We start from the raw sequence: 12,078 nt of genomic DNA, 5'->3' as shown, positions 1-12,078 counted from the left end.
ATCCAAACACGCTAAATAAGACCTCACCACCAAACCCGCAACCAAAACCAAAAAACTCAATCAAGCCAATACCGCAATTGAACGGCTAATGGTTCAGCAGGTTCTTGAGGTATTCGCCGTAGTCGTTTTTGCCGAATCTTTGGGCGCGGGCTTCGAGGTCCTGGTCGCTGATCCAGCCCAGCGTATGGGCGATTTCGTCAGGTGATCCGGTTTGCAGGCCTTGCCTGTCCTGAAGCGTACGCACAAAGTTTCCGGCGTCCAGCAGGCTTGCATGGGTTCCGGTATCCAGCCAGGCATAACCGCGCCCCATGCGGTTGACGCTGAGCAACCCGGCCTCAAGGTACATTTCAAGCAAGGTGACAATCTCAAGCTCGCCGCGTGCAGACGGTTTTACGGCGCGGGCCCGTTCAGGGGCAGAGCCGTCCAGAAAATACAGCCCGGTGACGGCGTAGTTCGATGGCGGCACTTGGGGTTTCTCGACAATCTGGGTGACGGCGCCAGCCTCGTCATAGGCCACGACCCCGTAGCGTTCGGGATCAGCGACCCGATAGCCGAAGACAGTGCCTCCGGTCTCTTTGGCGTCTGCCGATTGCAGGATCTCGGGCAGGCCGTGCCCAAAGAAGATGTTGTCGCCCAGCACCATGGCCGAGGGGGCACCATCCAGAAAATCTTCCGCCAGAATATAGGCTTGCGCCAACCCGTCAGGAGAAGGTTGAACAATCCAGGTCAGGGACAGGCCCCATTGGCCTCCATCACCCAACAGGCGCTGAAACTGCTCCTGATCCTGCGGCGTCGTGATCATCGCGATGTCGCGGATCCCGGCCAGCATCAGCACCGAAAGGGGGTAATAGATCATCGGCTTGTCATAGATGGGCAAAAGCTGTTTCGAGACGCCCATCGTGATCGGATAAAGACGGGTGCCTGACCCGCCTGCCAGAATGATACCTTTGCGTTTCTTGCCGTTCCGGGTCGTCATGTGCCGAGCTCTCCAAGGTCTTCAAGTATGCTATGCAGGCCCGCCTTCCAATCCGGACGGGGCACGCCCAGTTCCGTTGTCAGTGTCGTGCAGTCCAGGCGGCTGTTCAGGGGGCGTTTCGCGGGGGTCGGGTATGCGCTGGACGGGATGTCTTCGACATTGCAGTCAATACCGGCCTGATCGAAGATCTCGCGCGCAAAATCGGCCCAGCTGACATCAGGGCCACCGCTGCAATGGTAAATTCCGGTCTTTTCATCCGGGTTTGTCAAAAGGGCACGGGCCGCGCCGATACAGGCCCCGGCCAGTGCCGATGCCGGGGTTGGACCGCCAATCTGGTCTGCGACGATCGTCAGGTGGTCACGCTCTTTGCCGAGGCGCAGCATGGTTTTGACGAAGTTATGTCCATGTGACGACACCACCCAAGAGGTTCGTATGATGGCATGGGGTCCGCCCGCCGCAATCACACCGGCCTCACCCGCCAGCTTGGTGCGCCCATAGGCGCCCAGCGGGCCGGTCGCGTGGTTGGGTAAGAACGGGGCCGTGCCCGCCCCGTCAAACACATAATCTGTCGAGACCTGAACAAACGGCAATCCGCGCCCGGCCGCAGCTTTGGCCAGCGCCGTGGGCGTGGTTCCGTTGATCAGCAGGGCAAGGTCTTCCTCCGCTTCGGCCTTGTCGACGGCGGTATATGCGGCGGCGTTGATCACCGCATCCGCGTCGGTGTTGCGAACCAGGGCCGCGCACCCTTCAGGATCGGCAAAATCCGCCTTGTCGCGCCCAAGCGCTTCAACCGAGATATCCCCGCCACACCGGGTCAGTTCCCGGCCCAGCTGACCGGTCGCCCCGAAGACCAGAAGTTTCACGCGCTGACCCCCAGCCGTTCGCCAACACCGGACCGGTTCTGTAAAGACCGCCACCAGTCTTCATTGTTCAGGTACCATTCAACCGTTCTGCGCAGACCTTCCTCTACCGTCACGGACGGGCGCCAGTTCATTTCGCTGCGCATCCGCGAGGGATCGATGGCGTAACGCGCATCATGCCCGGGGCGGTCTGTGACAAAGGTGATCTGGTCCGCATAGACCCCCTGCGGTTTCGGGCGCAGGTCGTCCAGGATCGCGCACAGCGTCTGCACCAGTTCCAGGTTGCTGCGCTCGTTCTCGCCACCGATGTTATAGGACCGGCCGACAGTCCCCTTTTGCACCACCAGCAAAAGTGCGTCGGCGTGATCCTCGACATACAGCCAGTCGCGGACATTCGAGCCGTCGCCATAGATCGGCAGCGCCTTGCCCGCGATTGCGTTCAGGATCACAACAGGGATCAGCTTTTCAGGGAAATGATAGGGCCCGTAATTGTTCGAACAGTTGGTCAGCACCACCGGCAGGCCATAGGTCTCGTGCCAGGCCCGGACCAGATGATCGCTGGAGGCTTTCGACGCGGAATAGGGTGACCGCGGATCATAGGGGGTATCCTCGGTGAACTGGCCGGTGGGGCCCAGGCTGCCAAAGACTTCATCGGTCGAGATATGGTGGAACCTGAAAGTGTCCGGTTTTCCTTGTCCGGCCCAATAGCTGCGCGCCGCCTCCAGCATGTTGTATGTGCCCAGGACATTGGTTTCGATGAAAGCCCCCGGCCCGTCGATGGACCGGTCAACATGGGATTCCGCCGCCAGGTGCATCACCGCATCAGGCGCATGCTCGGCAAACACCGCCTTCAGGGCCGCAGGGTCGCGGATATCTGCGTGAACAAAGGCATAGTTCGGGTTCTCTGCAACCTCGGCAACATTGTCGAGGCAGGCCGCATAGGTCAGCGCATCAAGGTTCACGACCTGATGTCCGTCCGCAATGGCACGCCGCACGACCGCGGACCCGATGAAACCCGCACCACCTGTCACCAACAGTTTCATATTCTATCCTTCGTAAACAAACGGGCTGTCAAAATCGGCCAGCGCAGGCGCAATCCTGTCCTTGTCGCTCAGCACTGGGTTCCCCTGCAAGGGCCAATCAATACCACAGCTGTCCCAGCGCACACCCCCATCGGCATCCGCATTGTAAGAGCTGGTGCATTTGTAGCAGATTTCGGTGTCGGGCTCTAACGTCACAAAACCATGGGCAAATCCCGCCGGCACCCAAAGCTGCCGCCCGTTCTCAAAGCTGAGCTCGATGCCGAAAGATTGCCCATAAGTTGGCGATCCCTTGCGGATATCGACGGCGACATCATAAAGCGCGCCCCGGCCCGCGCGCACCAATTTGCCCTGCGCATGCGGAGGCGCCTGAAAATGCAGGCCGCGCAATGTCCCCACCGCGGACGACAGCGAATGGTTGTCCTGCACAAATTCCGGCAACACAACCCCAGCCTCCTCCAGCCGCGCCTTGTTCCAGCTTTCGGAAAAAAACCCGCGCAAATCCCCATGCCGCTGCGGGCGAATAACCAACACACCCGACAACCCCGTCTGCTCAATCTCCATAACACCTAACCTCAACAACCTGTTGCCTGTGTTGGGCGAGTATTGTCAGGCTGGGTTTCAATGCAAGGGTGTTGCGCAATTTGCTGCTTAGATGACCGCAGCCGGAGATGGCGGCTCGCTGCCTTCCTGCTCCCTCACCCCACTACGTCACCTGCTGGTCCAGCATCTCAAGCACGGCGTCGCGTTCCGACAGAACCAGCAGCAGTGCTAGATCGCCCGGTTCCACCTGTTTCAGGATCATCGCGGCAGCCTCGGACGGGGATGCGGCCCTTTGGATCTGGGTCTTGTCATACCCTTGTTCCAGAGCCGACTTTTCAATCAGGTCCGGTATCTCTCCCAAAGCGCGGCCCCGTAGATACCCTTCCAGTTCAGCAGCAACGACCACGTCGGGTTGGAAATTCAAGGCGGTTGCGGTGACGTCGCGAATGTCCTGGTCCGAGCGGTCTCCCGCATGGCTGAGCATGATGAACCGCCGTTTTGCCGGCAGGGCCGACAACGCATCGCACACGGCAGAAATCGAATGCGGATTATGCGCGAAATCCACGAAAACCTGAGCGCCGTTGTGCTGAAATTCGTTGCAGCGACCCGGATTGTCCTTGGCATCCGGTTTGAATCCGGCCAACCCATGCCGCACCGCTTCAAGCGGCAGTTTCAAAGCCAGCGCAAGGCACATAGCCGCCAGAGCGTTCAGGATGTTGTATTTCGCGACCCCGCCCATGGTCAGGGGCACGTCGGACACGGCAATTACCGCCTGCTCGGACCGGCCGTCGAAAAAGACGATATTGCCCTGCGAGACATAAGCGCAGCATGTTCCCGCGTCCCGCGCCCGACGGATCAGATCATTCCCGGCATCCAGCGAAAACCACCAGATATTTGCCGCCGTGTTTTCGGCCTCGGCACGGACAAAAGGATCATCGGCATTCAGGGCCAGAACGCCGCCCTTGGTCAGTGTCCGGTGCACGGCGAATTTCGCCTGAGCCAGCTCGGGCACCGTGTTGACGCCGTATTGCCCCAGATGATCGTTCGCCACGTTGGTGACAGTGGCGGCCATGGCCGCACGCGTCGGCAGGCCGCGACGCAGGATACCCCCACGGGCCACTTCAAGGCAGCCGATTTCAAGCCGCTTGTCGCGCAGCAACATCCGCCCTCCGCCGGGGCCGGAATAGTCGCCGCGATCCAGAATATCATCACCCACGCGCACAAACTCGGTCGAGGTCAGCCCCGCGACCTTGCCCGATGCGCGGGCGATGGCCTCCAGCAACCGGGTCGTGGTGGTCTTGCCATTGGTTCCGGTGATGAAGGCGACGGGGATGTTGTGAAGGGAGGGCCAGTCAACGTTATCCGGGGCGGGCAGTGCGTTGACAGGCCAGACTTGACTGCCGGTGCCATGCCCGATGGAAATCTCGTCATCGTCGCACAGGATATCCAAACCATGCGCCTCGGCGGCCGCGATCAGGGCGATCAGCGCAGGATTGGCCTCCTTCGCCATGACGCCTTTGACGTCCCGGATCATCTGATCAAAATCGCCCGGCGTGGCCTCCAGCAACTCTGCCGCACAGAAATGCCAGGCGGTCTGCGCCGCAAAGATCGCGGAATAAAGCTGATCCATCGGTGCCGAGATTGCCAGATTGACACCGCCGGTAAAGGTACGGTGGGTCAGCGCCTGATCCTGCCAGCCAAGCGCATCCAGAACGCACCGGGCATGTTTTTCCCACACTGCAATGACCTGCGCGGGGTCGATAACAGTGAAAAACACATCCATCACCGCGCCGGGGTGATCCCATAACAGGCCGGGGCCGGTCAGTCGCCGCGCGTCATCCACCTGAATATGATCAGCGGTCGCGCTTTCGATGGTCAGCGCGGTTTCAAGCTCTTCGATCCGGTCCATTCCGGTACCTCCGCTCAATCCGCGTCTTCGCTGATTTCACGCGCCAGTCTTACGCCGCGTTCGTCCCGGATCAGGTTCTGATCGCTGTCGAACATGTCCTCGAACGTGGTGTCGGCGGGGCTGGTTTTGGGTGTCGCCTCGGTTTCAGAGGTTTCGCCATCGGAATTGAAGTAGATGATCTGTTTCCAGCAGCGTGTGGTGTCATCTCCGAAGATCACCAGCAGATCGCCCGGTGCCGCCATCTCCAGCGCTGTGGTCACGGCCTCAACCTCATCCGGGATGATCGAGATTGCCTCATCCGGCGTCCCGCAATCGATCAGGGCCTGCCGCATCATTTGCGGCACTTCGTCATGCCCGCGACCCCGGCGGCGGTCATCGGCCTTGCAGATGAAGTGGTCAAAATGCCCGGCCAGCGCTGCGGCCCCATCAACAATGTCTTCATCGCGCCGGTCGCCGGGCATCGCAACAACGCACAGCCTGCGGCCCTTGACCTCCAACTGATCGGCCAAAGCGGCCATCGCCTTCAGCGCGGCCGGGTTGTGGCCGTAATCAAGGATCACCTTGAAGGGATGTTCATCATAGACATTCATCCGCCCCGGCGCCTGGAAATAACTGGTGTCAAAAGTGCGCAGACCATGCCGGATATTGTCCAGATCGACCCCAAAGCTATAGGCCATTGCCGCCGCGACCATGGCGTTTTGCACGTTGAAGATCGCCTTGCCCTCAAGCGTGGCAGGGATCAGATGCGACCACAGAACGGGGATGTGAAGCCCTTTGTCATAGATGGTCAGCATGTCGCCATTCATGCCTTTTTCCAGCACGATGGCCTTGCCCCCAGTCTTGATATGTTCCTTGACCAGACTGTGGCCGGGGTTGGTCGTGACATAGAAGATCTGATCCGCCCCGGCGTAATCGGCCATCTTCAGACAATTAATGTCGTCTGCGTTCAGCACGGCCGTATCGGTCGCGCTTTCCACCACCACCCGTTTGACGACGGCCAGCTCCTCGACCGTGTTGATCCCGCCCAGACCCAGATGATCTGCCGAGACGTTCAGACAGGCCGCCACGTTCGAGCGTTGATAGCCCAGACCCGAGCGCACCAGCCCGCCCCGCGCGGTTTCCATCACCGCAAAATCGACCATCGGATCACGCAGGACGATCTGCGCCGATTTCGGGCCGGTCATATCCCCCTTGACGCTCAGCTTGCCATCCACATAGACGCCGTCAGTCGAGGTCATGCCAACGATCTTGCCGCTGGTTTTCATGATATGACCCAGCATCCGCGACGTGGTCGTCTTGCCGTTGGTGCCGGTGATGGCCGCAATCGGGATGCGGGTCTGTTCATTGGCGGGGAACAGCATATCGATGACCTTGCCCGCCACATCGCGCGGCTGACCTTCGGACGGGGCCACATGCATCCGGAAACCGGGGGCGGCGTTTACTTCGACAATCGCGCCACCGATATCCTTGTAGGACTTGGTGATATCGTCGATCAGGAAATCGACACCGCCCACATCCAGCCCGACGGCCATGATGGCGCGTTCGGCCATGTCGCGGTTGTCAGGATGCACCACGTCGGTCAGGTCGATGGCGGTGCCACCGGTTGACAGGTTCGCGGTCGAGCGCAGATAGAAAACCTCACCCTCGGGCAGGACAGTGTCTTCCGTCACGCCCGCATTCTCCATCAGGCGGTTAGCCTGATTGTCCAACTCGAGCCTGGTCAGCACTTTTTCGTGCCCGATGCCCCGGCGTGGGTCCTGGTTCACGATGTCGACCAGTTCGGCAATCGTATGGGTTCCGTCGCCTATTACATGGCCGGGGACGCGTTTGGCCACCGCAACCAGCTTGTCGTTCACGACCAGCATCCGGTGATCAAAGCCGGTGATGAAGCTCTCCACCAGAATGGCGCGGCTGCGCGAATGCTCCTTGGCCTCGGCAAAACCCGCCTCGACCTCGGCATCGGAATTCAGATTGATCGAAACGCCGCGCCCATGGTTGGCGTCCAACGGTTTGACCACCACGGGAAATCCGATCCGGGCTGCCGCGCGTACGGCCTCGCGGGCCGAATAGACCATGCGCTGCTGCGGAACCGGCAGGCCAAGATCGTTCAGCAGATTATGGGTGTCTTCCTTGTCACAGGATATCTCGACCGAGATATGCTTGGTCTCGGACGTAATTGTCGCCTGAATGCGTTTCTGAAACTTGCCGTGTCCAAATTGCACAAGCGAGCCGGAATTCAGCCTGATCCACGGAATGTCGCGTTCCTGCGCCGCCTTGACCAGCGATCCGGTCGATGGGCCAAATTCCTTGCGTTGCGCCCGCAGCACAAAGCTGCGCAGTTCTTCATCCCAGTTGAAGTCCGGGTCGAATTCGTAATCCACCTGATCTTTCAGGGATTGCGGCAGCAGGTGCATCAGTAACCGCATCGCCAGATTGCCCGCATCCAGACCGACGTCGCGCTGGCGGTATTCATAGACCATATTGTACTGGCCCGGCTCACCCGTGCCGCGCGTACGTCCAAAGGTCACGTCGGACCCGGCCACGTTCTGAACTTCGATGGCGCAATGTTCCAGCACATGTCCCAGCCAGGTGCCTTCATCCTCGCGCAGGCGGCGGATGAAGCCGCCGGGTTCGCGATAGGAACAGCCGTGTTCCGCCAGACCGGGAAGCGCCTTGATCAAGGCGTCAATAAACTCGGAACCAATTTTTGCCGAGGGCCACTCTTCCAGAACACCCAGATCGATGACGTGGCGAATGACCGGAAAACTTGCCCAGACATTCGGGCCGACAAAGACATTGGTCGAGATTATTTTCATGAGGCTCCCCGTTGGTTAGCTTTTTGTTATCCCCCCGCTGGCGGCCTCTTGACCGGACATGTCCGGCAATGTGCAGAACGCCAAATGCTCATCCGGCGGAAAAGCCTGGCGAGCCGTCAGATCATAACGGCACCCTTCGCCCAGAACGTCAAGCCGAAGTCCAAGCAGGCTCAGTGCTTCGCCGCGGCGCGCGTCCCACATCGATGAATGGGTCAGATGACTGGCGTCCACGACGGTAACCGATCCGCTGCCCACGACTTCAAGGACATTATCGGGTCCGATGAAGGCTGCCGTGTCTTCGTCGATACCCAGTCCGATCAAAAAAGGGTTGAAAGATGAAGCGGTTAGCAAACGTCCCAGCCGATTGCGCTGTGTGAAGTGCTGGTCGATGATGACGGCGTTGGTCAAACCCATGCCCGGAGCCAGCGTGATATTGCCCTCAGCCGGAGCCGAGTTGCTGCTGCCCCCGGCCACCATGTGTTCGGACATGATCGACGCCCCGGCCGAAGTGCCGGCAACCGGCACACCGGCCGCATTCCGGCGCCGAATTTTCTGCGCCACAAGTGTGCCACCCAGAATCGCCGACAGCCGCAGCTGGTTGCCGCCGGTCATGAATATCCCTGTAGCGCGGTCCAGCATCTCGGCATAATCGGGATTGTCGCAATCAGCACGCCGCGAGATGGGCAGAAATTCGACCTTGCCCGCACCCAGCTCGGAAAAGATGCGATTGTAATCCGGTCCGGTCTCTTCCAGCATCGAGGCCGTCGGGATCACGACAATATCAGCATCAGGACCACCAGACAGCTCAACGAACTTGCGGTGAATCTGCATTTCCTTGACGCGGTCTTCGCCGCCGCCGATCGGGATGATGAACCCGCGCGGGGTCTCTGCATCAACGGGTGCAGGGCACATATCTTACTTACCTTCCGGTATAAAAGCAGCCAGCCATCGGGGCCACTCGGACGCTTAACCTGTTCATACATGCCGTGTCGGGCCATCTGACCCTATCGGACATGCCGTTCCCCCCCCAGCGACATCACATGCCGCACGGCAGGGATTTCGTCAAGAACCACCGGTTTTGTGCCTGCTTCAGCCTGCCAGTGCCAAACCCTGCACGACAAAAGCGATCCCCCCGAAACATCAAAGCTCCGGGGGGATCAGATTGCCCGTCAGTTTGCGCGCTGGTTCAGATGTCGAATTTGACACCCTGCGCCAGCGGGAGCTCTGCCGAGTAGTTCACAGTGTTGGTCTGGCGGCGCATATAGGCTTTCCACGCGTCCGAGCCGCTTTCGCGTCCGCCGCCGGTTTCCTTCTCGCCTCCGAATGCACCGCCGATCTCGGCGCCCGAGGGGCCGATGTTGACGTTGGCAATACCGCAATCCGACCCCGCCGCAGTCAGGAACTGCTCGGCCTCGCGCATGTTCAGCGTGAACACACAGGATGACAGCCCTTGCGGTACATCGTTTTGAAGCTGGATCGCGTCGTCAAAGTCGTCATAGCCCATGACATAAAGGATCGGCGCGAAGGTTTCGGTTTTCACAACCGCGCTTTGGCCGGGCATTTCGACAATTGCGGGCTGCATATAGACCCCCGCAGGAAGCCCTTCGGTCACGCGCTCGCCGCCGAACACTGTGCCGCCTTCGGCCCTTGCGGCCTCCAGTGCAGCCGTCATGGCGGCACCCGATGCCTCATCCACCAGTGGCCCGATCAACGTGCCCTCAGACAGCGGATTGCCGATGGGCAAACCGGCATAAGCCTTTTTCAGGCGGCCCACCAGTTCCTCGCGGATCGAGTTGTGCACGATCAGACGGCGCAGCGTGGTGCAACGCTGACCGGCGGTCCCAACGGCCGAGAAGACAATGGCGCGCACGGCCATTTCCAGATCCGCCGAAGGGCCGACGATCATCGCGTTGTTGCCACCCAGTTCCAGAATGCACTTGCCAAAGCGTGCCGCTACAATGGGCGCAACTGCACGACCCATACGTGTCGAACCCGTGGCCGAGATGATCGGAACATCTTCGCTGGCCACCAGCGCCTCGCCCAACTCCGCGCCACCGATCAGGACCTGAAGTAACCCTTCGGGGGCATCGCCAAACCGCACCAGCGCGCGTTCAAAGATCTTCTGGCAGGCCATCGCTGTCAGCGGGGTCTTCTCGGACGGTTTCCAGACCACCGGATCGCCACAAACCAGTGCCAAAGCGGCGTTCCACGACCAGACCGCAACCGGGAAATTGAAGGCCGAGATCACCCCGACTGGGCCCGCCGGATGCCAGGTTTCCATCATCCGATGACCTGGGCGTTCCGATGCGATGGTCAGACCATAAAGCTGACGCGACAGACCAACGGCAAAGTCGCAGATGTCGATCATCTCCTGCACTTCGCCCAGACCTTCGGACGTGATCTTGCCGGCCTCCCAGCTGACAAGCGCGCCCAGATCGTCCTTGGCGGCGCGCAGCTCTTCGCCCAGCAGGCGGATCAGTTCGCCCCGACGCGGGGCCGGCACAACGCGCCACGCCTTGAACGCGGTTTTGGCGCGGGCAATGATCGCGTCCATTTCGGTGGCCGGAGTTTCATGCACGTCGGCCAGCAGGCTGCCGTCAATCGGCGACGCCACTTTCAGGGTGCCGCCCTTCAATGCGGCACCCGTCAGATCCAGATTTGCAAGCGTGGTTTGGGCTGTCATTACGATGTCTTTCATATCTCAGGCCGCCTTGTTTTGCCGGGTCACATCACCAGCACGATACAGCTGGCCAAATTCTGTTTTCAGGAAGTCATTCAGTTTGACCTGTTCCTGCCGGACGAACCCTTTCGAAGGCAGCGTGCCGGTGCGCATCAGGTCAACAACGCCCAGAATACCCGCAGCTGTGGTGACCTGAATGGCACTCCAGACCTGTCCGTTGATGGTGCGGGCAAAGCTCTTGTTGATCAGGGATTTCTCGCGCAGAACGCCGTTGATCATACCCTTGGCCGTGCAATAGACCAGCACAACGTCCTGATCGGTGCGGGGCAGGGCGGTCTCGAAGATCTCTTTCAGCAGATCGCGACGGCGTTCCAGCCCCAGATCGTGCAGCAGCAGTTTCAGGATTTCGCAATGGCCGGGATACCGGATCGTGCGATAAGACACGGCCCGCGCCTTGCCTTCCAGTGTTTCCGGCAGCGTGCCCAACCCGCCCGAGGTGTTGAAGCATTCGTATTCCACACCATCGTGACCCAGGATCTCGTAATCTTCCAGCGGCGCGGTCTTGACCAGTTTGCCGTTCACAATGGCGTCGCAGGGATTGCAGTACTCGTTGATCAACCCATCGGTCGACCAGGTCAGATTGTACTTCAGTGCATTGGTCGGATAAAGCGGCAGCGCGCCCACCCGCATATGCAGGCTGTCCAGTTCATCAAACTCTGCGGCAAGCGCGGCTCCGGAGATACCCACAAAACCAGGTGCCAGACCACATTGCGGCATGAAAGCCGTCTCACTGCCTTCGGCCAGCTGGCGTACGGCCTCGGTGGCCGCGACGTCTTCGGTTAGGTCAAAATAATGCGCGCCCGCCTCTTTGGCGGCCTTGGCAATGTTTGGGGTAAGAAAGAACGGTGCCGCTGAAACCACGGCGTTAAACCCGGTCAGTTCCTTTGCCAGACTGTCCGCATCCCGGGCATCAATCTGCTTCGTGCCAATACCAAGCCTTGTGATTTCACCCAATGCTTTCAGGTCATGGTCGGCCACAGTCACTGTATAGTTTGGCGAGGCCCTCAGCAGCGTCGCGATCATCTGACCGATCTTGCCAGCCCCGATTACGCAAATATTCCAGGACATCAACGTCTCCGTAAATTTCTGTTCCTGATATTATGGTGCAAGGCTGGCCAGACATTTCATAGGCCGCAATTTGACGAAGTGATCGACTTATCCGACATTATGCCGGAATAATTGTCATTATGGCGT

General features: G+C 59.9%; 9 protein-coding genes. All 9 read right to left on the bottom strand.

From position 1 onward, the window contains the following. Positions 1-85: 85 nt before the first annotated feature. Positions 86-976, bottom strand: a complete 891-nt coding sequence (gene rfbA / locus ACR0CE_RS18550) for a glucose-1-phosphate thymidylyltransferase RfbA (protein WP_480833419.1) — start codon at positions 974-976, stop codon at positions 86-88. Further along, positions 973-1,839 (bottom strand): dTDP-4-dehydrorhamnose reductase, encoded by an 867-nt coding sequence (gene rfbD / locus ACR0CE_RS18545; RefSeq protein ID WP_480539956.1) that lies wholly within the window; start codon positions 1,837-1,839, stop codon positions 973-975. The genes rfbA and rfbD overlap by 4 nt, the downstream gene beginning before the upstream one ends. Next, entirely contained in the window at positions 1,836-2,879 is a 1,044-nt protein-coding gene (gene rfbB, locus ACR0CE_RS18540; protein ID WP_480539954.1) for a dTDP-glucose 4,6-dehydratase, read from the bottom strand. The genes rfbD and rfbB overlap by 4 nt, the downstream gene beginning before the upstream one ends. Positions 2,880-2,882: 3 nt before the next feature. Then, positions 2,883-3,440 (bottom strand): dTDP-4-dehydrorhamnose 3,5-epimerase, encoded by a 558-nt coding sequence (rfbC, locus tag ACR0CE_RS18535; protein WP_480488984.1) that lies wholly within the window; start codon positions 3,438-3,440, stop codon positions 2,883-2,885. Positions 3,441-3,582: 142 nt separating this feature from the next. Beyond that, positions 3,583-5,328, bottom strand: coding sequence for a Mur ligase family protein (locus ACR0CE_RS18530; protein ID WP_480833418.1), 1,746 nt, complete (start codon positions 5,326-5,328; stop codon positions 3,583-3,585). Between the two features lie 14 nt (positions 5,329-5,342). Continuing rightward, positions 5,343-8,144, bottom strand: a complete 2,802-nt coding sequence (gene cphA, locus ACR0CE_RS18525) for a cyanophycin synthetase (protein ID WP_480833417.1) — start codon at positions 8,142-8,144, stop codon at positions 5,343-5,345. Positions 8,145-8,159: 15 nt separating this feature from the next. Continuing rightward, entirely contained in the window at positions 8,160-9,056 is an 897-nt protein-coding gene (locus ACR0CE_RS18520) for a cyanophycinase (protein ID WP_480833416.1), read from the bottom strand. 274 nt (positions 9,057-9,330) lie between these two features. After that, positions 9,331-10,842, bottom strand: coding sequence for an L-piperidine-6-carboxylate dehydrogenase (gene amaB, locus ACR0CE_RS18515; RefSeq protein WP_480833415.1), 1,512 nt, complete (start codon positions 10,840-10,842; stop codon positions 9,331-9,333). 3 nt (positions 10,843-10,845) lie between these two features. Then, the gene (locus ACR0CE_RS18510; RefSeq protein WP_480833414.1) at positions 10,846-11,952 is read right to left on the bottom strand and encodes a saccharopine dehydrogenase family protein; all 1,107 of its coding nucleotides are present in this window, start codon (positions 11,950-11,952) and stop codon (positions 10,846-10,848) included. Between the last annotated feature and the right edge of the window lie 126 nt (positions 11,953-12,078).

This window comes from Ruegeria sp. L11 (assembly GCF_056531755.1).
This window is presented reverse-complemented; position numbering and strand designations above follow the sequence as displayed.

Excerpts from the sequence above, each read along its gene's own strand:
- rfbA (WP_480833419.1), bottom strand. The coding sequence starts at position 976 with ATGACGACCCGGAACGGCAAGAAACGCAAAGGTATCATTCTGGCAGGC.
- rfbB (WP_480539954.1), bottom strand. The coding sequence starts at position 2,879 with ATGAAACTGTTGGTGACAGGTGGTGCGGGTTTCATCGGGTCCGCGGTC.
- rfbC (WP_480488984.1), bottom strand. The coding sequence starts at position 3,440 with ATGGAGATTGAGCAGACGGGGTTGTCGGGTGTGTTGGTTATTCGCCCG.
- ACR0CE_RS18530 (WP_480833418.1), bottom strand. The coding sequence starts at position 5,328 with ATGGACCGGATCGAAGAGCTTGAAACCGCGCTGACCATCGAAAGCGCG.
- cphA (WP_480833417.1), bottom strand. The coding sequence starts at position 8,144 with ATGAAAATAATCTCGACCAATGTCTTTGTCGGCCCGAATGTCTGGGCA.
- ACR0CE_RS18520 (WP_480833416.1), bottom strand. The coding sequence starts at position 9,056 with ATGTGCCCTGCACCCGTTGATGCAGAGACCCCGCGCGGGTTCATCATC.
- amaB (WP_480833415.1), bottom strand. The coding sequence starts at position 10,842 with ATGAAAGACATCGTAATGACAGCCCAAACCACGCTTGCAAATCTGGAT.
- ACR0CE_RS18510 (WP_480833414.1), bottom strand. The coding sequence starts at position 11,952 with ATGTCCTGGAATATTTGCGTAATCGGGGCTGGCAAGATCGGTCAGATG.